The sequence below is a fragment of the Leptospira sp. B5-022 genome, from assembly GCF_000347035.1.
Taxonomy (GTDB): Bacteria; Spirochaetota; Leptospiria; order Leptospirales; family Leptospiraceae; genus Leptospira_B; species Leptospira_B cinconiae.
Genome location: NZ_ANIJ01000018.1, coordinates 294,185 through 314,249, shown reverse-complemented (window position 1 = coordinate 314,249; position 20,065 = coordinate 294,185). Strand labels below are relative to the sequence as shown.

Annotated in this window: 19 protein-coding genes; 9 read left to right on the top strand and 10 right to left on the bottom strand. The window is 41.7% G+C overall.

Features of this window, described 5'->3' with window-relative positions; translation table 11 throughout:
* Positions 1 to 28 precede the first annotated feature (28 nt).
* The 3 genes from LEP1GSC192_RS09450 to LEP1GSC192_RS09440 all read right to left on the bottom strand — a co-directional run bounded on the left by LEP1GSC192_RS09450 (position 29) and on the right by LEP1GSC192_RS09440 (position 5,252).
* Entirely contained in the window at positions 29 to 1,357 is a 1,329-nt protein-coding gene (locus tag LEP1GSC192_RS09450) for a hemolysin family protein (RefSeq protein WP_020769848.1), read from the bottom strand.
* A 217-nt stretch (positions 1,358 to 1,574) separates the two neighbouring features.
* Positions 1,575 to 4,058 (bottom strand): tetratricopeptide repeat protein, encoded by a 2,484-nt coding sequence (locus tag LEP1GSC192_RS09445; RefSeq protein ID WP_232420996.1) that lies wholly within the window; start codon positions 4,056 to 4,058, stop codon positions 1,575 to 1,577.
* 192 nt (positions 4,059 to 4,250) lie between these two features.
* Positions 4,251 to 5,252, bottom strand: a complete 1,002-nt coding sequence (locus LEP1GSC192_RS09440; RefSeq protein WP_020769647.1) for an NAD(P)H-dependent glycerol-3-phosphate dehydrogenase — start codon at positions 5,250 to 5,252, stop codon at positions 4,251 to 4,253.
* Positions 5,253 to 5,419: 167 nt separating this feature from the next.
* Here LEP1GSC192_RS09440 and LEP1GSC192_RS09435 point away from each other — a divergent pair, with 167 nt between their 5' ends.
* From LEP1GSC192_RS09435 to recG, 5 genes are all read left to right on the top strand, one after another.
* On the top strand, positions 5,420 to 6,112 hold the full coding sequence (locus tag LEP1GSC192_RS09435; RefSeq protein WP_020769493.1) for a hypothetical protein: 693 nt from the start codon (positions 5,420 to 5,422) through the stop codon (positions 6,110 to 6,112).
* A gap of 94 nt (positions 6,113 to 6,206) precedes the next feature.
* Positions 6,207 to 7,205: a metallophosphoesterase gene (locus LEP1GSC192_RS09430; protein WP_020769800.1), complete on the top strand. Its 999-nt coding sequence runs from the start codon at positions 6,207 to 6,209 to the stop codon at positions 7,203 to 7,205.
* Between the two features lie 4 nt (positions 7,206 to 7,209).
* The gene (locus LEP1GSC192_RS09425; RefSeq protein WP_020769457.1) at positions 7,210 to 7,887 is read left to right on the top strand and encodes a hypothetical protein; all 678 of its coding nucleotides are present in this window, start codon (positions 7,210 to 7,212) and stop codon (positions 7,885 to 7,887) included.
* Complete coding sequence (locus tag LEP1GSC192_RS09420) at positions 7,884 to 8,279, top strand: hypothetical protein (RefSeq protein ID WP_020769566.1); 396 nt, start codon at positions 7,884 to 7,886, stop codon at positions 8,277 to 8,279. Before LEP1GSC192_RS09425 ends, LEP1GSC192_RS09420 begins: the two co-directional genes overlap by 4 nt.
* Positions 8,260 to 10,380 (top strand): ATP-dependent DNA helicase RecG, encoded by a 2,121-nt coding sequence (gene recG / locus LEP1GSC192_RS09415; RefSeq protein WP_020769638.1) that lies wholly within the window; start codon positions 8,260 to 8,262, stop codon positions 10,378 to 10,380. Before LEP1GSC192_RS09420 ends, recG begins: the two co-directional genes overlap by 20 nt.
* A 63-nt stretch (positions 10,381 to 10,443) precedes the next feature.
* Here the strand turns inward: recG and LEP1GSC192_RS09410 are convergent, their stop codons facing one another.
* Positions 10,444 to 10,782, bottom strand: a complete 339-nt coding sequence (locus tag LEP1GSC192_RS09410; RefSeq protein WP_036089647.1) for a TIGR04452 family lipoprotein — start codon at positions 10,780 to 10,782, stop codon at positions 10,444 to 10,446.
* Between the two features lie 214 nt (positions 10,783 to 10,996).
* Here LEP1GSC192_RS09410 and LEP1GSC192_RS09405 point away from each other — a divergent pair, with 214 nt between their 5' ends.
* Positions 10,997 to 11,761, top strand: coding sequence for a M15 family metallopeptidase (locus LEP1GSC192_RS09405; protein WP_020769860.1), 765 nt, complete (start codon positions 10,997 to 10,999; stop codon positions 11,759 to 11,761).
* 41 nt (positions 11,762 to 11,802) lie between these two features.
* Here LEP1GSC192_RS09405 and lpxA read toward each other — a convergent pair whose 3' ends face one another.
* Positions 11,803 to 12,582 (bottom strand): acyl-ACP--UDP-N-acetylglucosamine O-acyltransferase, encoded by a 780-nt coding sequence (gene lpxA, locus LEP1GSC192_RS09400; RefSeq protein WP_020769608.1) that lies wholly within the window; start codon positions 12,580 to 12,582, stop codon positions 11,803 to 11,805.
* A 153-nt stretch (positions 12,583 to 12,735) separates the two neighbouring features.
* Here lpxA and LEP1GSC192_RS09395 point away from each other — a divergent pair, with 153 nt between their 5' ends.
* Positions 12,736 to 13,083 carry an Hpt domain-containing protein gene (locus tag LEP1GSC192_RS09395; RefSeq protein WP_020769830.1) on the top strand — a complete coding sequence of 116 codons (348 nt, stop codon included), beginning with the start codon at positions 12,736 to 12,738 and terminating at the stop codon, positions 13,081 to 13,083.
* A gap of 16 nt (positions 13,084 to 13,099) precedes the next feature.
* Here LEP1GSC192_RS09395 and LEP1GSC192_RS09390 read toward each other — a convergent pair whose 3' ends face one another.
* From LEP1GSC192_RS09390 to zapE, 4 genes are all read right to left on the bottom strand, one after another.
* Positions 13,100 to 14,242, bottom strand: a complete 1,143-nt coding sequence (locus LEP1GSC192_RS09390; RefSeq protein WP_020769443.1) for an N-acetylneuraminate synthase family protein — start codon at positions 14,240 to 14,242, stop codon at positions 13,100 to 13,102.
* Positions 14,243 to 14,344: 102 nt separating this feature from the next.
* Positions 14,345 to 15,145, bottom strand: coding sequence for a 3-methyl-2-oxobutanoate hydroxymethyltransferase (gene panB / locus LEP1GSC192_RS09385; protein ID WP_020769547.1), 801 nt, complete (start codon positions 15,143 to 15,145; stop codon positions 14,345 to 14,347).
* Between the two features lies 1 nt (position 15,146).
* The gene (gene folK, locus LEP1GSC192_RS09380; protein WP_020769466.1) at positions 15,147 to 15,599 is read right to left on the bottom strand and encodes a 2-amino-4-hydroxy-6-hydroxymethyldihydropteridine diphosphokinase; all 453 of its coding nucleotides are present in this window, start codon (positions 15,597 to 15,599) and stop codon (positions 15,147 to 15,149) included.
* Positions 15,599 to 16,444, bottom strand: a complete 846-nt coding sequence (gene zapE, locus LEP1GSC192_RS09375; RefSeq protein ID WP_020769792.1) for an AFG1/ZapE family ATPase — start codon at positions 16,442 to 16,444, stop codon at positions 15,599 to 15,601. The genes folK and zapE overlap by 1 nt, the downstream gene beginning before the upstream one ends.
* Positions 16,445 to 16,796: 352 nt before the next feature.
* On the opposite strand from zapE, the gene LEP1GSC192_RS09370 reads away from it, so the two are divergent.
* Positions 16,797 to 17,708 carry a hypothetical protein gene (locus LEP1GSC192_RS09370; RefSeq protein ID WP_008589523.1) on the top strand — a complete coding sequence of 304 codons (912 nt, stop codon included), beginning with the start codon at positions 16,797 to 16,799 and terminating at the stop codon, positions 17,706 to 17,708.
* 80 nt (positions 17,709 to 17,788) lie between these two features.
* Here LEP1GSC192_RS09370 and LEP1GSC192_RS09365 read toward each other — a convergent pair whose 3' ends face one another.
* Entirely contained in the window at positions 17,789 to 18,190 is a 402-nt protein-coding gene (locus tag LEP1GSC192_RS09365; protein WP_020769506.1) for a hypothetical protein, read from the bottom strand.
* Between the two features lie 296 nt (positions 18,191 to 18,486).
* Here LEP1GSC192_RS09365 and LEP1GSC192_RS09360 point away from each other — a divergent pair, with 296 nt between their 5' ends.
* Positions 18,487 to 20,064 carry an NAD(P)/FAD-dependent oxidoreductase gene (locus LEP1GSC192_RS09360; protein ID WP_020769604.1) on the top strand — a complete coding sequence of 526 codons (1,578 nt, stop codon included), beginning with the start codon at positions 18,487 to 18,489 and terminating at the stop codon, positions 20,062 to 20,064.
* Position 20,065: the final 1 nt, after the last annotated feature.

Sequence of the window (20,065 nt, the reverse complement as noted above, 5' to 3'; positions counted from 1 at the left end):
TCCAAAACCGATCAACTAGATTTACAACTTAAATCGCAAAGGAAGAAGGAGCCGAAAGTCGAGTAAAACGAACGGTCATGATCTTATTCCCATCCATTTTTTCTACGGTTAGTTTACCTTCCGGGATCACAACTTCAGTTCCTTCTTTAGGCATATCTTCTACCTTATCTAAAATAAAGCCGGCAATAGTTCGAATATCGTTCAACTCTTCTTCTTCGATCCCGGTTAGGATCTCTTTTAATTCGTCTAGTTCGGTTTCTCCATCTATATCGAATGCATCAGGAGAATGTGACGGAACGGCATCGATTTCATGATCGTCGGTCTCATCCCGGATCTCTCCGAAAACTTCTTCTACTATGTCCTCCATAGTAAGTAGTCCCGAAACTCCTCCGTATTCGTCGATAACGATAGCCATATGCTGTTTTGCAAGGCGCAACTTCTGAAGGACCTTTTCTATTGACATTCCTTCCGGAACCACGATAGGAGGTTGCATGATTGTAGTGACTTTTGCCTTCTTGTTCCGTTTGGATTCGGAAAGCCATGCAAGAAAAGCCTGAACGTGAACGATACCTACTATATTATCGGTAGTTCCTTCGTACACAGGATACCTGGAAAAATGATGTTCAGCAATAATAGAAAGGACCCCGTCCATTTGGCTGTCCGCAGGGATTCCCACAATACTGAGTCGATGAGTCATCACATCTTTCGCCAAATGTTCGGAGAACTGGAAAGTATTTTGGATGATCTGGAATTCTTCTTGGTCAATATTTCCCTGTTTATTCTGTTCCTGGATGAGGATCATCAATTCCTCAGGAGAATGGATGATCCGATGAGAATCTTCCTTAAACCCGATCATCCTTAATAGAAAAGTAGTCATTCCATTTAAGAAAAACGTAATAGGAAAAAATAAATAATAAAAGAAGAATATAGGTGCGCTTGTCACCAAAGCCATGGTCTCTGTCTTTTGGATTGCAACAGTTTTGGGAAGAAGTTCGCCCAATAGAATATGCAAAAATGTGATCAATGCAAACGAGATCGCGACCGCTACACCATGAATCGTCAAATCCGAGTCGGGATAACCTGCATAATGAAAAATAGGTTCTATCCAACTGGACAGATAACCTTCTCCCACCCAACCTAAAAGTAAACTCGCGATCGTGATCCCCACCTGGCAGACGGAGAGCATATCGTTTAACATACTGGCCGCTTTTTTGGTTAAAACTGCCATCGGTCTTCCGTCTCTAATCAATTCTTCCAAACGAGAAGGTCGGATCGAGACAAGGGCAAATTCCGCGGACACGAAAAATCCATTTGCAAAAATAAGAAGAAGAATTACGAAAAATCCAATCACATCCATTAACGGCAAGATCTTCCGAATGTAAGATTTAGGCGGATTGCTAGATCGAAAGAATAAAACAAGGTGGGAAAAATATGGCTTTGGTCCGGAAAAATCCGGCTTCTACTGTCGGGGTCCATCTATCTGTGATACCATCCATGAAAAACGGTCCATTGTCGAGTGTTTTGGAGCCGAAAAAATGAAAATTTCCCTTTTTACCGAACTCGGTTTAAGTGATTTATTCAGCGTTTCGGACCATTTTTAAGACTCTAGAATTCAGGTTCGGGTCCCCATTTTCGTTCGCGAGTCTTTCTAATAAATTTATGTCGGATTCCGACTCGGGATTCCAGTATTTAACAAAGTAAAGGCGAGAAGTTCCTGCGGATAACCAGAACCTGGCCCAGTCCAGAAAATCCTCGGATTTATCTCCCCAACCGGAACCATTCAGAGAATCCTTAGTGAATGCGATCCTATCAGGCAAATTCCTGAAATCCAATCTGCGCTTTGCTTTTCTGAAAGAAATAGAATCGGATCCGCAAGACCATTCATAGTCCCTAAGACCGTTAGGAGATTTAGAAGTCACCTTCATGTTCCAAACAAGTAACGCTGACTTTCCTTGGAGCAGTTTAGAACCATCATAATATTGTAATGGAAAGGATTGCCAACCTAAATGCCCGTCCCCTTCAGGAAGGATTTTTGGAAAAAGGTTCTCACAAGCTGGGCCGAATACTTTTTTTGCGGAGTCGGATTCATCCCTTTTATCGAATCTAAGGAATAATTTGATCTCCGAATCCGGGAATTCCTTCCTGAGATACTCGGCAGCTTCGACTCCCGGAGAATTCAGATAAATTTGGACCTTGTCTTTTTTGGAAAAGGATTCCATCGTATTTCTTAAGGCAGACTGAGCGGTATAACTGGAAGGATTTTCGGTATTCAATTCCCTTGCTTCCAACTCGGAAGAATCTCCGTCTTTGTGAAATAGAAATACTCTCTTATCTTTCACAAAAATTGCAATCAATGGATGAGTTAACTTTTTGAAATTCGCATTTTTGATTGGGTCGGATTCCTCTCTAATTCGAGCGGATTCCTTGGCTCTCATTTCGGACCAGGCGGATTTCCAAGGTTCTCTTCCAGGGGGATAAAATCCTTTGTATCTAGAGATCCTAATATGGGTCTTGAGAATGGCCAGATCTGGAGGAGAATCGTCCTCCTGAAGTTCCGAATTCTCCTCATAATGGATCATAAACGAAAGTAGATCGTTTGTATATCCATGTCTGATATAAAAATCGATGGCTGAGTTCTCTAAACTTTTACTTCCAAAGGAAGGAGGCAGATAGTTTTTGATCTCGAAAGTTTTATCATCCGTAACACCGGAAGCGGAAATTTTAAGAGCCTGATCTAAGAAACCTTTTACTCCTCGGAGATTCGAGGATTCTTTATGAGAAAGAAATAAGCCGTTCAATCGGATCCATTCTTCTTTATAAGCCGGATCTTCTTTTAAGATTCCACCTGCTTTGGTGAATTCTATGATAGCTTTTCTGAGATTATTCGTCTTTAACTGCAAAAATCCATGGAGTAATGTAGCGGAATATTCTACTCTTCTCCATCCCTTACTCTGTGCTAGAAAGCTTAAATCCATCGCAAGCTTGGAAGCTACCTCTGGCTCGTCTTCGGAAAGTATTTGAATAATCCTTAATTTAGTAAATAGATCGTCTTCGGTTAGATTTTTCGGAGTACTAACCGACTGGAGAGCGTCTACTGCCTTATGAGAATTTTTAGATTTCCAGACGGCCACGGAAACCAAATCACGAGCGCTATTGATCGAGATCGGCTCGCCCAAAAATGGATGAAGTATCTTGGTAGACCAATGTAGAAAGTCGAGATTCAGATAATAATCCAAAGCTCTTGCAGGCTCACCTTGCAAATATGCAAGAGTGCCTAACTTCAGATATAATGAATTTTTGTAAACAGGAGCCATCTCTCCTTGTCTATCAACGACGTATTTTAAGACTTTTTCTGCGGAATTCGGATCTCCATCCACCAAATAATAATACGCCAGTTTTTCGTAGGAATGGGACAACATTCTTCCGCCCAAATTTTCGGAAACGATCCCTATTTTAGAAAATTGGATCGCATCTCTTGCAAATCCCAGCTCGGAAAGATAATCCGCAATATTCGGAAGAAAATTAGATAAGAAAGGAATATGTTTTAGCTCCTTCTCCTCCGGATCGCTGACCCCGGGAAAAGGAGAAAGTATTCTATGTAGATTCGTATATTCCCGATCATGATTCGGATCGGAGAGTTTAAAATCCGCCATATAACTCCCAAGGCGAAGCATTCTACATAGCGAATAATATTGTTTTTTAGGAGAACATTTGATCTTATCCGCAGGTTTCTTATGAAGAAGAACATTACGCGCAGATTCTACCAATTCTTTTTGGTAACTGTCTCCTACAGGAGGATTCCAAGCCTTTAAGAAATTTTCTCCGTTTGTTTTTTTGGAGAAGTAGATATCCTGAAAATAAAGCAGTAGAACTTCCGCAAAGCCTAGATCTTTTTCCTTTCGGATCGTATTGATCAGATTGGAAAATTTTCCGGAATCTTTGTTAAGAAGTAAATATTCTCCAGCCAAAAGTGCAAATTCCGATTTTTGGACCCCATTTAATCCCTCCGGAAAAGAATTAAAATCCGTTTCCTTGGTTAGGACACTTTTGCCGTCCATCAAAAGATAAAAATTTCCCGGAGAACCGGTCCAACCGTAATCATTACGGGACTGCGCCGAAAGTGAAGTGCAAAAAGAGCAGAATGAAATTAATAAAAATGGAATATACTTGAAAATTAGGCTGATGCCGCCTATTTTACGAATATTTAAAATTGCATTTTGCAAGGGAATCGATCGCGAATTAAGTCCGGTTTATAGACCTTCTCTTTTTAAGTCCCGGCCCATTAAATCTCTAACAACCTCCTTCGGATTCTTATGCTCGTAAAGCATTTTATACACCTCGGTGGTGATGGCCATTTCTATACCTAATTTCTGGGATAATTCGAATCCACTTTTAGCCGTTTTTACCCCTTCTGCAACTTCTACCATACCACCCAATATTGAATCCAAACTTTCTCCTTTTCCCAATCTAAAACCTACCGTCCTATTTCTAGAAGCGTCCCCGCAGCAAGTTAAGATCAAATCCCCCATTCCGGATGGCCCCAAGAAAGTTAGAGGATCCGCTCCCAGTTTGACTCCTAGCCTAGAAATTTCGGTAAGTCCTCTGGTGATCAAAGCGGCTCTTGTATTCTGTCCAAATCCCAATCCGTCCGAAACACCTGCCGCGATCGCAATCACATTCTTTAAGGAACCGCCGACTTCCACCCCCACTACATCCGGAGTCCAATAGGTCCTAAAATAAGTGAAACTGAATATTTCCTGCACCTTTCTTGCTGTTGCTTCATTCTTGGAGGCGATGCTCACGATTGTAGGAACACGTTTGACCAATTCTTTCGCAAAACTAGGCCCGGAAAGATAAGATAATTTGCTGTGAAATTTACCGGGAAGTTCCGCCTCAAAAATTTCGGAGACCAATCTGAGGCTTCCGTTCTCTATTCCTTTACTTGCAGAAACAATGGGAGCCTTTTCAGGCAGAAAAGATTTAATTTCTTTTAAAATATCAGTGATCGCATGAGAAGGGGGAGCAGAAACGATCATGTCCTTCTCTCGAACTGCTTCTTCTAAACTTGTACTTCCCTTTAAATTTTTAGGAAGTTCTATCCCCGGCAGATATTTTTCGTTTCGATGGTTCTCATTTATCTCTCGGATCAGGTCTGAATTCCTTCCCCAAATGGTAACTTCATACCCTTTGTCTGCCAAGAGCACGCCTAAAGAAGAACCAAAACTCCCAGATCCGATAACGCCGATTTGCATGAGATATCCTTTCCCCGACTAACCCTAAGGAGTGATGATCCTGACTAGGAAAGCCTAAACGGCAAGAAAAAAAAGGAGGGAAATAAGAAGGCCCGTCTATTCTTATTTTGGCCTAAAAAAGAAATGAAGTTTACCGACCGAATCCGAAGGATTAACTTTGTTCTTCCATGCTCGATTTGCGGAAACTTTCGGGATTCAATCTTTTTGATTTTCTGACGGGGAAAAATTCCTTCGAAGAAAAAGCCTTAAAGAGCAATTACAGGATCGCCGTTTTACTTCATTCTTTGAATAAGGTTCTGCAAAAAAAAGTGGTAGAGGGTACCGAAGATCTGGAATCGCTTGTGATGGATTCCGGTCGGGGCGTTTTATACCTTTCCGGACATTATTCCATCAAAGGACTAACTTGGTCCAAAATTTTAAGAACGAATCATATCAGATACAAACTTTCTTTACGACCTGTGAAAGTAGACGGAAACAGAGTTGTGTTTCGAATAGAAGCGTTTAGACTCTATGATCATAACCCAAGGTCTATAGATCCGATACGAATTTTTTCCAAAGTTTTCAAATTCCATCGAAAATTGATATTAGAAGAGATCGTGGAAGAAATTCCGGAAATATTATCCCTTACGGAAGTAGGAAATGAGATCAGAGTCGATCTGAATTATTTTTTGGCGGAAATTCCGGAAGTTGCAGGAGCTGTTACTGTCCAAAAAGTAATCCCTGAAAAGGGAAATGTATTCTTATTTGTACGCTCCAATACGATCTTAAAACCTCTACTGGATTTTTTTGGACCGGATTATTTGAGAATAGAACCGATTTCGGAGAATGAGGACAGCATGCTCATGCTGTGGAGGGATTAGAAAGATTGGACATTATCACGTGTTTTTCGAGAATCAGTATAGAAAGGGTCGAACGGCTTCAAGTCGTTTAACATAAAAATTAGGATAAGTCCAAATGAGGATCATTTACCTCACCGATATCCACGACGGACTCAGAGGATTGAAAGAAGTCCTACTAGGAACCGAATGCGACTTGTACCTATTCTCCGGCGATATCATCTATAAGGCCTTTTTTAATCCCGAACGTATTATAGAGTTCGTTACTCTCCAAGAGGATATGTATCGTATCATGGATGATATCAAAGAAGATATCAATCCTTACGATTATGCGACAAGAGCTGTACGTTTTCCGGAAAAATACCAGCCTAACGTGGTAGAAAAGTCCCAAGATTATAGAAGATTATTCCACCAAGCCGCTAAAACGATGAAAGAAAAATACGAACTCATCGAAATTATCATCCAAAAATATGCGAAAGCCCCCGTATGGCTACTACCGGGAAATTACGATATAGATCTTCAATATTCCGCGTTATACGAAAGAGACCTCCATAGAAAAACTTTCGATATGGGAGGATTAAAATTTGCAGGTTACGGCGGAGCCCCTGTGATCACTTCAGGTATCCCGGAAAAATTAGCCGTAAAATTCCACGAATACAATCGGAACGGAAAAAATTACAGTGAACCGGAGGACTTTTTTAAGGAAGAAAATCCGGATATAGTTGTGATCCATAATCCAGCGTACGGATTTTTAGATAAGATACCAAGCTTTGGACATGTAGGTTCTCAAGGGATCAGAAGATATTTAGACGATTATACACCTTCTTTAGTCGTCTCTGGCCATGTTCATGAAGACCAAGGAATCGTTAAAAAAGGAAAAACTGTGTTTTTGAATCCTTCTAATTTTGGACCAGTGGATTCGGTTTTCGGATTTCAACCCGGAGGCTTCTTCTCGGAAATAGAATTAGAAAAGGATCTTGTAAAAAAAGTAAAACTGAATAGACTATCGGATCACTCAATTCGCCAACTTATGGAGATCGATTGCTCGGGGGACAAATTGGAGCTTGTCCAGGCAAATAAAGACTCAGAAGTCCAGGCGGAAGATTTCATCCGATAGTTTTATGACTCTTCCGAAACTCAATTCAAACTCTAATATAGTTAAATTTATAGGTCTGAAAAAGTTTTTCAGATCTCATGAGACCGGTGTCTCCAGAGAGAGAATAGAAGATTTCAAAAAATTTAATAAACTTATCAACTTCGGAGGGGACGAAGTCGCATTCGACATCTTGGGTTCCTTAAATTTCGGTCAGGCCACCTCCGATTCCGATACGGACATAGTGATGTATACCAGATGTGAAGAAGGTAAAATGGGAGAATGTGGATTGGAAAATTGTTATAAAATTTCCCTATTCAAACATATGTTCCTGAACCTAGTCACCTTCGAACACAGTTCTCAGGCTTATAAACTGGAAATAGTAGATTGTATCAATCTGAACCAATTGGAAAAAGATATAAAAGATAAAAATGCCGAGTCCGCCTTACTCATCCGCTTTTGTTTTTACAGATCCATTTGTAGAGGAGTGAATCGTAGACTTCTTCATAAATACGAAAACTTGATCTCGGAAAATCTTCCTCTTTGGGAAAAAATTTCCGAATCGTTAGAAGAATGTTTTGAAGGGATCATCAAATCCTCTCAACATACTTATTCCTTTCATAAATACACAGGAAGATTGGCCGATAAGGGAATTAAATTGCCCGGCTCTATGGCGGAGAAAATAAAGGATTATCTAAAACAATGATCACCTTTCTCACCTTAGTCGCTTGTTTAGCCGCCGCTGCGATCTTCTTCCATGTTCTCTATACAGTGGATACAAAACGTCTGGATAAAAAAGCATCTAGCCGGCCAAAAGACAATGACTACGGAAATCCCAGAAAAGTATACGGTGGGAATTGGGATCCGAATCTTCCCCGCCCTAGACTTTGTCCTGTATGCGGTCGGTTCTTGGATAAGAATGAATACTTATACGCGGTACTTTTCGAGCCCGCGACTCCGGGAGCAAAACGACAAGCGCGGATTTATGGTTGCCGTTATTGTTACCTAGGATTGGATGATTCGAGTTCGGCCCCGGAAGAAGCAGCACAAAATTCTCCTCAACCGAAACCAGTCCAGGATGAAGAACTCGGTCTCTGATAAAAAAAATTCCAACGTTTCCCTGAGCAGCTCCATCGGGGTCATTAGAGGTGTGGGTCCTAAAAAACAGGAGGTTTTGGAATCCGTAGGGATCAAAAGCATCCAAGATCTTTTGGGATGGTTTCCTCGCAGATACTTAGATAGGAACTTAACGGAAAACATTCTGCTTAAGCAGGGAGAATCGGTTACCTTAATTCTAGAAGTAATCGATTCTTATCTGGCTCATGGAAAAAAATCCAGACTAGTAGTTTCCGCAAAAACAAAAAACAACGAACCGATCAGTTTGGTTTTTTTCAGGGGGATCCAATTCTTCCGCAGGGTTTTTCAACCCGGGATTCTCGTAGCCGTAACCGGTAAACTGGAATATTTCAGAGGATTCCAACTATTACATCCTGACTATGAAGTTCTGTCTTATGGAGGGAATTCCGACATTTCGGAAGATGATCTTCCGGAAAGTATCCATACCGGCCGCATCATTCCACTTTATCCTACAACGGAGGCAATGAGGGATGAACATCTCAATTCCAGAGAGCTACGCAAACTCATTCATTTTGCATTAAAACTTTTAGAAGGTAGAATTCCGGAAATTCTTCCCGCACAAGCGGTCAAAAAAAGAAATCTGATGGATCGTGCCCAGGCTTATAATGAGATCCATTTTCCCACGGAAGACGAACAATTAGGAAGAGCAAGGACCAGATTCAAATACGAAGAATTATATTATTTTAATCTTCTGATAGAATACAAACGTTCCAGGAGAGCAAAAGTCCCCAGGCTTTTATGGCCTCTTCCGGAGTCCAAAACCGCAAATGATCTGATCAAAAATTTACCTTTCGAGCTGACCCCGGACCAGAAAGAAAGTTTGGCAAAAATTTCGGAATGGACTAAGTCGGATACTCCAGCCGCTATCCTATTGCAAGGAGACGTAGGTTCCGGAAAAACCTTGGTCGCTCTTCTTACCGCACTCAAATACACGGACAATCAGGTCCAGGTATGTATGGTTGCCCCTACCGAAATTTTAGCCCGACAACATTATCAAACTGTAATGAACTTTTTAGGAAATATGCCCTTCCTACGGATAGAACTTTTAGTGGGAAAAGAACCTAAAAAAACCAGAGCAGAAAAAATATTCAGGATCAAAACGGGAGAGTCCCTATTTATCATTGGAACACATAGTGTTTTCCAGGAAGATGTTACTTTCAAGGATCTCGGACTTGCGATCATAGACGAACAGCATAAGTTCGGAGTGGAACAAAGAGAAACATTAAGAGCCAAGGGAAAAAATCCGGACATTCTTGCGATGACCGCAACCCCGATCCCAAGGACACTTTGTCTCACTCTATACGGAGACTTGGAATTAGTAACCCTAAAAAATCGCCCTGCAGGCAGAATTCCAATTAAAACATTATGGTTCACGGAAAGTAAAAGATCCGGAGTTTATAAATCCATCCAAAAGTATGTCTCCCAAGGAAGACAATGTTACATTGTTTATCCGCTTGTGGAGGAATCCGAAAAATCGGATCTAAAATCCTGTATAGAAGCTTATGAAACATTAAGAAAAGATGTTTTTCCTGAATTCAAAGTGGGACTTCTCCACGGAAAAATGGAAACCTCCGAAAAAGATCGGATCATGAAATTATTCCAACAAAACGAGATCCAGATCTTAGTCAGCACCACAGTGATAGAAGTAGGTGTAGATGTTCCGAATGCCTCCGTGATGGTCATTGAACATTCTGATAGATTTGGGATCTCTCAATTACATCAGCTAAGAGGTCGAGTAGGCCGGGGAAAACACGAGAGTTTTTGTATCTTAATTTCGGACTCCAAAATTACGGAAGAGGCAAGATATAGGATCCAAGCCTTGGTTGATTCCGATGACGGTTTCTTCCTCTCCGAGGCCGACTTAAAATTGAGAGGACCCGGAGAATTACTCGGCGTTAGACAAAGCGGTTTGCCGGACTTTAAGATCGCGGACTTAAGAGAAGATCGGCAATGGATTGAGATTTCCGGAGAAGATGCGAAACAATTCGGGAATTTAGGAGATTTGGAAAAATCGGAAATTGTTTCTAGGTTTTCGGAAGGGGCTTTATTATTTTCGAATTGAAAGAAATGTTTCCCGGCCGGCCGAGATTTCAACCGACCAAAAAACAAGTCTCATTCTTAAGAATTAATAAATAAACGGAATGATTATCGGCCTAGGATTCAAATCGCAGGTAAATCCTCCCAGATCCACAGTCAGCAAGTTGATGATCAACGCTTCGTTCGCACAATCGTCCACATCCGCTTTGTTATAGTATTTATCTTCTTCTACTTTTGCTAATTGAGGAGCAAGAATAGAAAGAACCTCGAAACCGGTAACTGCGGATCCAATAACAGCACTTGTCAGAATTATACTTTTTGCTTCTGTTCCGTCCACGGTGTCCGGATAGGACAGACCGATTGTATCGAATAAAATACAATTAAACGTTAAGAACAGGGGCAGAAGAAGAGTGATGATTTTTTTCATCCAGGGTTCTCCCAATTTGTTTTTTACAAAAAATTTCCAATTAGAGCTTAACTTCAACCGAATTTCCTAGGTAATGCAATACAAATTTCCGGATTTCAAAGCCTTTGCTTGTCATAAGGCCCCGGAAATTTCTGTAGTAGCATTTGTGTCTTAAACAAATCAAGAGTACTAGAAAATCCCTTTTCCCCATTTCGCCGGAGAAGAATATGGAATTATGCCGTTCCTATTCCGATGTTTAGTACTTGTTCTGGTTTTTGGTAGCTTCTGCTTAGTTGCCCAAACGACAGACGAAACCTACCAAGGTGTATCTGAAACTTCTTACCTGATTGGAGATTTTCCAAAAGAAAAAGCTCTCGTATCTTTCACGAATCCCGGCGATCCCAGGCAGTTCTATCTCCGAAAGGAAACCAAAGCTGCATTTTTAAAATTAAAGGAAGAATATAAAAAGGACTACCCTCAAGAAAGACAAGAGCCGTTCCTAATTTCCGCGCATAGATCTTTTTCGGAACAAAAATCCATCTGGGAAGATAAGTATTCCGGAAAGAAGAAGATGAGGGAACCTGTAAAAGACAAAACTCCTTCTCAAATCATCTCCTTAATATTAGAGTTTTCCAGCGCGCCCGGCACTTCCAGACATCACTGGGGGACGGACATCGATATCAATGCCTTGGAAAACTCCTATTTTGAAAAAGGGGGAAGAGGAGAAACATTTTATATCTGGATGAAGAAGAATGCTCATAGGTTCGGATTCTGCCAGCCGTATTCCCCTAAATCAGAAAGAGGTGGAAAAGGGTATAATGAAGAGAAATGGCATTGGTCGTATGCTCCGCTCTCGAATAAATTCCAAAGAGCCTGGGTTGAAGCTTATAAAAAAGGAAAATTAAATTTTAGAGGAAAATTCCAGGGATCAGACTTTTTGGGAGATCTTCCCCTGGAATATGTGACGTCCATCAATCCTGACTGCGCCAAGATAGATTGAGTAAAACCGCATGTTGGAATTCCAACACGCGGAATATTCGATTATCTGTGGTTCATGACCCCACGATCACTATCCCTAAAGAACTTAATGATCTGAAGAACTTCAGGCGGATGACCTGATTCCTTCTCCAATTGATCCAAAGCAGTTCTATAATTCATACCTGAATGATAGATTACTTTGTAAGCATTCTTGATCGCAGATCTAGTCTCCGGAGAGAATCCGCCTCTTTTTAATCCTACAGTATTTAAACCGATGATCGTACACGGGTTTCCATCAGCGGTAGCAAAAGGAGGAACATCTTGAACCACTTTGGAACAACCTGCGATCATCGCATAGTCACCCACAAAACAAAATTGGTGAACTGCTACTAAACCCGAGATGAAGGCCTTATTGCCTACTGTAACATGTCCCGCCAAAACAAGACCATGGGTAAGAATATTATCATCCCCTAAAATACAATCATGGCCTACGTGAGCGTTTCCCATCACATAGTTCCTATTTCCGATAATAGTGGGAGAATCCACTTTGGTTCCCCTGTGAATATTGGAATATTCCTTAAAAGTATTATTATCACCTATGATCGTTTTACTCGGAGTGTTAGGATCAAAACCTAGATCCTGAGGACCCACTCCGATCACGGCTCCATGATGGACTTTGTTGAATTTACCTAATTTAGTACCTGCGAAAATTCGGGCTCCGGTCTCGATCACGGTTCCTTCGCCGATTACCACATCCTTTTCTATAATTGTATATGCACCGACTTCGACGGATTCATGTAGTTCCGCTTTCGAATCAACGATGGCTGTTGGGTGAATTTTCATTAAGTTTCGCCTCTTAAATCTTCCATAATACGAAAATCGACGTGGATTTTTTATTCAAGCTATAAATAATTGGGGTCGGTAAAGGGTCTATGGCTCCGTCGAATTTTGGGAACCGTATACAATTGCCAAACGCGGTTCGGGAAGGAGAATTCTATGTTAGTGGATTGGTCTCGTCTAGATTCCCTAAAACAAGGCGACGATGAAGATGATATTATTTGGCTGGAAGAAATGGTACGTTCCTTACGTAAGAACATGAACAGCCGTTTAGAGAATATCAAAAGTTTCACTGACGAAAAGAAAAGCGTAGAACTCCAAGCAGAATTACACCAAACAAAAGGAGTGGCGGCAAATTTTGGACTCGCTGGAGTTCAGAAAACCGTTACTGAGGCTGAACAAAAATTGAAGGAAGGAAACTTCGAAGCTTGTTTGGCTCTTTGTCAGGAACTTCCGAGCCTTTGGGAGCAAACCAAAAAAGAATTAGCTCCCAAATTTCCGGAATAAGCCCGAAAACTCGGACTTATTTTTTTCCCTTACGTTCCAAAAAATAAGAATCAACCTTATCCGTGAGAGGTTTGATTTTTTCCTCATAGGTTAAAATAGCTTCTACCGTTTTTTCATATAAAGACATGAGAAGAGCTTGCGCCGCATCGCACATCTGTTCCTTACGAAACTCTTCTTCATGTAACGTTTCCGTAATGGATCCGTCCGGATTGAACGGAAGAGAAGCGAGTAAATTGGAAACCACAATCTTATCGTCCCCGGCAACATGGCTTGGATCGAAAATCACAGGTAGAATTGTTTGGTTCTTAGCGTGAGTGATCACATTCAGATCCGGAGTGTTACGACAATACCCTTCCTTGATGAAAAGGGTTTTCACTCCTCTTTCACAAAGAACAATATTCAAATTTCCTTGATTAGCGATATATTCCGCTGCAGAAAACCATTCGATAGCTTCATTGCCGAAACCTCTTTTTAAGATCACCGGTTTGCCTGTGCGACCTACCGCTTCTAAAAGTTCGAAGTCTTGCGCGTTCCTTGTTCCGATCTGGATCATGTCCGCATGTTTAGAAACTTCTTCCGCCATAGTATGGTCCATAACTTCCGTTACGTAAGGAAGTCCGGTTTCTTCTTTTACTCTATCGAGTAATTTGATACCGTCCCAACCCATTCCTCTCCAATCAGTCGGACGAGTCCTAGGCTTGAATGCTCCACCTCTAAAGATGATACGATCTAAAATTCCGAATTTTTTACCGATCTCCACCGCTTGTTTCGCGATAGTAACAGTCTGCTCGTAAGTCTGAGGAGAATCCGGACCGACGATAAAGATATGTTTTCCTGTTCCGAACTTACGGACTAATCCGTCTTTTCCGTGAACTTCTACAATTCGGTTTTCGCGGTGAACCACTTCTCCGTTTTTACCGGCAGCCGTGCGGGCGATATTTTTATAAGGCAATGATACGTTCCAAATTCTAGTCACACCAGGAAGTTCTTTTACATAACCTTCCTTGTCGGAAATCTTACGGGTATCCCCGATAAAATGAATGGTATCGGATACGACCGCTCCGCGAATGATCTCGGTGGCGTTCCCACATTCGGAGGCCAAAGCCTTAATTTTTGCTTCGGTTTCCGGATATCCCTTCTCCAGTTCGACTATGTCCACGTATCTTCCGTCCTATCTTTGTTCGATTTTGCAATCGGGATTGATTCTCTCTCCAGCCTTTACTTCACACATGGAACGTCAAGAAATCCGCAGAGAAAAGAGTTAATGAGAATGTTCCGGCCCGGGAAAACTTCCATTTCTCACTTCCTGAATATAACTTTTGACTGCGCTCGAGACATCGTCGTATCCATTCAGGAAAGTTTTTAGGAACTTAGGCTTAAAGCCTTTATTCAATCCAAGAAAATCGTAAATTACCAGCACCTGCCCGTCGGTTGCGGCTCCTGCTCCTATCCCGATCGTAGGAATCGGGACCGATTCGGAAATTTCTTTGGCAAGGGCAGAAGGGATTAGCTCGAAAACAATGGAGAATGCCCCCGCGTCCGAGATACCTTTTGCTTCGCTTATCAATCTTGCCTTATCTTCTTCCGCTTTTCCTTGGATCTTATGCCCGCCGAAAACGTTCACGGACTGCGGAGTAAGGCCTATATGTCCCATAACTGGGATGCCGATCCTTTCCAATTTATAGATCAGCTCCAAAATCTCGGGCCCACCACCCTCGAATTTTACGGCGTCGCATCCGCTTTCTTTCATTACCTTGCCAGCGGAGCGGATCCCTTCTTCCAAAGAGACTTGATAGCTTAAGAAGGGAAGGTCTACGACTACGAATGTGTTCGGGGCTCCTCTTCTGACTGCTTTTGCATGATAGATCATTTCGTCCAAGGTAACCGGCAAGGTGGTCGGTTGGCCTTGGTAAACAACACCCAGAGTGTCCCCTACTAAAAGACAATCCACACCCGATTCTTCCAAAATACGAGCGAACATAAAATCGTAGCAGGTTAATACTGTAATCTTTTTCTCCACGGGTTTTGGTCCCCTTGGAAATAATTTGCTAACATCTCTCATGTCATCCCTCCGAAGGATTCCCGAAAGCTTGGATCAGGGAACCTTCTCCGAGTTCATTTAAAAGTTCTAATATAAAAGGACGAGTAAACAGACTATGATGGGGAAGATGTAATCCTTTCTCATGGATTTTCATATCATCGATGGATAGAATATCTAAATCTATGACACGAGGACCTTTATCTCTCGAACGGACCCTTCCCATTTCTTTTTCAATGCCGAGTAAAAAATCCAAAAGTTCTCTGGGAGATAGATGGGTGGAGATCTGTATTAACTGATTTAAAAAATCAGGTTGATCTACCACTTCAAGCGCTTCCGTGTTTAAAGGAGTTCCTTTTTTCAGGATCCGTATTTCAGGATGGGCACCGATCTTTTGGATCGCATCCGAAAGATATAATTCACGATCTCCTAAATTGGTTCCCAAACAAAGAAATGCGATATGATTATTTTTATCCATCAATGAGTCCCGAAAGCGCTATGACTTAGACGATAATCCGGACAATCCAAATGGATTTGTTTTGCCATCTCCATGAGTCTGGAAAAAATCCTTCCTTCCGCTTTGTCCTTCCAATCGGTTGGAGGAATATTCGAAGTGAGAATAGTTACCTTCTCCTCCTCGTATCTTGCATCTATTAGATCGTATAACTGAGAATTTGCCCAATCGGATTCCTTATTTGCTCCGAAGTCGTCTAAAACCAAAACTTCCACATCGGTGAATTGTTTCTTAATGGTTTGCTCCATTCCATGGAGTTCACTTTCTTTTTGATAACTGTCCCGGATTGTGGAAAGAAAGTCACGATTGATCTTTGCATATTTACATTCCAAACCGTAACGAAGAATGAGTTCGTTCAAAATGGCACAGGCTAATAATGTTTTTCCGGAACCGGTTCCACCCCAAAGATAAAGACCTTGTTGGGCTCTTTCTCTTTCTTTCCACTTTACTACGATATCATTTGCCCAGTCATGAGCCGCCAAGAAAGAAAGTTCGGTGGTGTCCATCCGATCCAGGGTTCTGTATTTATATCTCGCAGGAATCCCCGCCTTCTTTACCAAATACTCTACTTTGCCCAGTTCCATTCTAGCGTTATGACAGACGCAAGGTAGCATCCTATTTTGGCTTTCGTCATAGACCATATAGGGAGCCTTGCCGCCGCAAGGGCAGGATTCTCCCACACAGGAACAAAGTAGCAGGACTCCGGAGCTGGAATTCTTTACATTCTCTTCCAAAAGGAATCCGACTCCCGCGCAGAATTTACAACTGGGAGAACCTTCTCGGATCGGGGTTAAATTCTTTAAATTCATGGTCTAGATCCAGACTGAAAGAAAGGGAAGTAATAGAAAGAAAGAAATCTAAGACCATATCATTTCCTAGGAATTCCTAAAAATCTGCTGACAAGTTCTGCTTTAAGCTAGATCCTGGAGGAGTACTTTGAACGGATTTAGGGTACAAAATTAGCGAAAAAGGATAGAATTTCGCTAATGGATATTGTAAAAAGATTCTCGTTTATGTCCCTTGTATAGGAAAAATGGGAAATTTTTTCTAATCCAGGTTTATATCTAAAGGTCCCTGACCGATAGTTAAACAGAAGAAAAGGACTTTGCCGTCCTTTTTCTAAATCCTATCTTTGAAAGAGAAGGCACAGGTGTGAGCACTATGAAGGTGATGAAGACTATATTCGTTCTTCTGGCCGTGGTCGGACTCAACCTCTCCTTGTTCGCACAGAACCAAGGGGGGCAGGATACTACAGATGCTAAAGCGGCAGCTGATAAGATCGACGAACTGCTGAAAGGTGAGCTCGTTCCGGAAGACGACGACAAAAATCTAACGGAAGAAGCTAAGAAACGTAAAAAAGAAATCCAGGAGCAGGAAGCGATCTGGAAGAACCCTGACTTCAAAGGTTACGACAAGAACTTCCAAGAACTCCATCAGCTTTCTAAGGCTTTCGCGAACAACAAGTTCCGCCTGGCCCTGACTAGCTATCAATCCGGAGTGAATACCGTCCTCAAGATGAGGGAAGCTGTTGAGCAGTACCGTAAAGAGGAAGCGGAGAAGAAACGTCTAGACGAGAAATGGTATTGGCAAAAAGTCGACCGTAAAGCTCGCGAAGATCGTGTCGTTTCCCGCCAAAAGTTGGAAGCAAAACAACAAGCATTGAATTATTTCACCAAGGCAATCAACCATTTGGATGAGATCAAGAACCCGGATTTACGTGAACGTGCCGAGTTCAAAAGACTTCTTTCCGATGTATACAGATCTTGGATTGTTACTGAATACGATCTACAAAACTTACCTCAGTGTATTCCTATATTGGAACTTTACATCGAGGTGAATGAAAACGAGAAAGAATACCCAGCTCACAAGTATCTTGCAAGCTGCTACGCTTTCGAGGAAAACATGATCAAGAAATACGGTGGAGCAAGCGAAGACCAGATGTTCAAATTCCGTCACAAGAAAAACATCCACCTTCTCCGCGCTACCGAGCTGAAATATGGAAAGGATTCTCCGGAATACAAACACATCGTTGCTTTGATCAACAAAGACGAAGTGATTTCGGTTCGCCCATAATCCTATCTTTTCATTTCAATGTAGGAAAAAACCCCGGCTTTGAAACCCGGGGTTTTTTTATTTCAAAATGAATTCTAAAATTATTGAAAGATCAGTTTTGCTAAACCCAGGTAGATAGGAAGCACGGAGGCAATGATCACCGCAACCATCCATCTCGTTTGAGAAGCGATTGATTTATGAATATTTGCGATCTCTTTATATACTTCTTTGAATTGTTCTTGGATGCCCGCAAAACCCGCGTGCATTTCTGCTCTAAGTTCTGAAATAGCAATCCATAATTTTCCGGTTTCTTCCTTTAATTCTAAACGAAGCTTGCCGGTCTCTTCCATTAGTCTTCTTTCAAATCTTTCTGAAACGAATTCTTCCATAAACTTTTTTCCTCCCGAATTGGCTTGATTTAAAAGACTAACAAGAGCCTCTGCACCTTCCTCGCCTAAACTGTTCCTAAGTGCTTTGGGAACTAATAGTATTGGTTCAGTCATAATCTATTCATCCTGTAGTTGATTTTCAAGCGCATTGCTTTAGAAGAACGGGTTAGAAAGAGGAAAAGTGGTTCGCACTTTTTGCAAGATTGAAAGGTTCTATGCCGGAATATTGATTCCAAAAGAAAACTGAGAATACAATCAGAATGAAATTCCTTACTGATTCCGGAATTTATTAGCATTTCCCAGTATCAAATTCTAAGATCGGACGATCCTTTCCAAAAAAACGAGTATTCTATATTTCCAACAAAACACCGGAGAAACTCCGGAAACATTGTTTAGAGGAGAGAAGAAGAATGGTAGCTCAGACGTTAGAAAGACCGAGCCTCAATCAGAACTCCCAAGCGGAAAAGGTATATGATGTAGTCATCATTGGGACCGGATTCGCGGGACTTTGTATGGGAATCCGTTTGAAACAAGCCGGAATAGAATCGTTTGTTATTTTGGAGAAAGGAAATGGGATCGGAGGAACCTGGAGAGACAATACCTATCCGGGAGCTGCTTGCGATGTTCAGTCCCATTTATATTCCTTTTCTTTTGCGCCCAAATCGGATTGGTCCCGACTTTTCGGCCCCCAAGAAGAAATCCTAAACTACATGAACGAATGCACGGATCGATTTGGAATTCGCCCTTTCATCCGCACAAATTCGGAAGTGAGTGGCGCTTTTTTCGATGAAAAGGCAGGCCTTTGGGAAATTAACACTGCAAGTGGGAAATCCTATAAAGCAAAATCAGTGGTAAGTGGCACAGGTGGTTTAAGTAGACCCGTTCTTCCGAATATCAAAGGAATCAATACGTTTCAAGGAGCGAAATTTCACTCCGCCCAATGGGATCATAGCTATAATCTCCAAGGGAAGAAGGTAGCGGTGATCGGAACTGGAGCAAGTGCAATTCAGATCGTTCCTGCTATCGCACCTATTGTAGGAAGATTAAAACTTTTCCAAAGAACTCCAGCTTGGATCATCCCAAAACCGGACAGCAATATCTCCGGTTCCGTAAAAGGGATCTTCAAATTTATTCCCCCGTTAAGATGGTTGTTTAGAAAAGTGATCTATTGGATAAACGAAATAGGAGTATTGGCATTTGCAATCAATCCTAAGCTGATGAAAATTTTCGAGAAATTCGCTAAAAGTTTTATCAATAAAAGTATTCATAACGAAGAACTTAAGAAAAAGCTAACTCCGAATTATACGATCGGGTGTAAACGTATCCTCCTTTCCAACGACTATTACCCTGCGTTGAACAGAGAGAATGTGGAATTAATTACCGAAGGTATAGAAGAAATCACCGCTTCCGGAGTAAGAACAAAGGACGGGGTAGAACATAAGGTAGATGCCATCGTTTTTGCCACCGGTTTCCAAGCGGCAGAAGCGGTTTCCCCTTTTGAGATCAGAGGGAGAGACGGAAAACTTTTAGCGGATGTTTGGGAAGACGGTGCGGAAGCATACTTAGGAACGACAGTATCCGGTTTTCCGAATCTATTCATGATCGTTGGCCCGAATACCGGTTTAGGACATAGTTCGATGATCCTGATGATAGAATCCCAAGTGCAATATGCGTTACAAGGAATTCGTTATCTACTTAATAAAAACATAAAGTTTATAGATGTTCGTAAAGACGTTCAGGATCGATATAATGCGGAGATCCAAAAACGCCTAGGTAAATCCGTTTGGTTGACCGGGGGATGTGTAAGCTGGTATAATACTAGCTCGGGTAGAAACACCACTCTTTGGCCTGGATTCACTTTCGAATTTAAGGCTAGGACGTTCTTCCTTCGTCCTAACGATTACGAATTCGTTCGTGCGGACGGAAAAGCAAAAAAACCGGGGATAGGCTCCAGAGTCTCCATGGTTCTAGACGCGACCTTCGGTTAAG

Coding starts and splice junctions, on each gene's coding strand:
- LEP1GSC192_RS09450 (WP_020769848.1), bottom strand. CDS start 1,357: ATGGATGTGATTGGATTTTTCGTAATTCTTCTTCTTATTTTTGCAAAT.
- LEP1GSC192_RS09445 (WP_232420996.1), bottom strand. CDS start 4,058: ATGGACGGCAAAAGTGTCCTAACCAAGGAAACGGATTTTAATTCTTTT.
- LEP1GSC192_RS09440 (WP_020769647.1), bottom strand. CDS start 5,252: ATGCAAATCGGCGTTATCGGATCTGGGAGTTTTGGTTCTTCTTTAGGC.
- LEP1GSC192_RS09435 (WP_020769493.1), top strand. CDS start 5,420: ATGCTCGATTTGCGGAAACTTTCGGGATTCAATCTTTTTGATTTTCTG.
- LEP1GSC192_RS09430 (WP_020769800.1), top strand. CDS start 6,207: ATGAGGATCATTTACCTCACCGATATCCACGACGGACTCAGAGGATTG.
- LEP1GSC192_RS09425 (WP_020769457.1), top strand. CDS start 7,210: ATGACTCTTCCGAAACTCAATTCAAACTCTAATATAGTTAAATTTATA.
- LEP1GSC192_RS09420 (WP_020769566.1), top strand. CDS start 7,884: ATGATCACCTTTCTCACCTTAGTCGCTTGTTTAGCCGCCGCTGCGATC.
- recG (WP_020769638.1), top strand. CDS start 8,260: ATGAAGAACTCGGTCTCTGATAAAAAAAATTCCAACGTTTCCCTGAGC.
- LEP1GSC192_RS09410 (WP_036089647.1), bottom strand. CDS start 10,782: ATGAAAAAAATCATCACTCTTCTTCTGCCCCTGTTCTTAACGTTTAAT.
- LEP1GSC192_RS09405 (WP_020769860.1), top strand. CDS start 10,997: ATGCCGTTCCTATTCCGATGTTTAGTACTTGTTCTGGTTTTTGGTAGC.
- lpxA (WP_020769608.1), bottom strand. CDS start 12,582: ATGAAAATTCACCCAACAGCCATCGTTGATTCGAAAGCGGAACTACAT.
- LEP1GSC192_RS09395 (WP_020769830.1), top strand. CDS start 12,736: ATGTTAGTGGATTGGTCTCGTCTAGATTCCCTAAAACAAGGCGACGAT.
- panB (WP_020769547.1), bottom strand. CDS start 15,145: ATGAGAGATGTTAGCAAATTATTTCCAAGGGGACCAAAACCCGTGGAG.
- folK (WP_020769466.1), bottom strand. CDS start 15,599: ATGGATAAAAATAATCATATCGCATTTCTTTGTTTGGGAACCAATTTA.
- zapE (WP_020769792.1), bottom strand. CDS start 16,444: ATGAATTTAAAGAATTTAACCCCGATCCGAGAAGGTTCTCCCAGTTGT.
- LEP1GSC192_RS09370 (WP_008589523.1), top strand. CDS start 16,797: ATGAAGGTGATGAAGACTATATTCGTTCTTCTGGCCGTGGTCGGACTC.
- LEP1GSC192_RS09365 (WP_020769506.1), bottom strand. CDS start 18,190: ATGACTGAACCAATACTATTAGTTCCCAAAGCACTTAGGAACAGTTTA.
- LEP1GSC192_RS09360 (WP_020769604.1), top strand. CDS start 18,487: ATGGTAGCTCAGACGTTAGAAAGACCGAGCCTCAATCAGAACTCCCAA.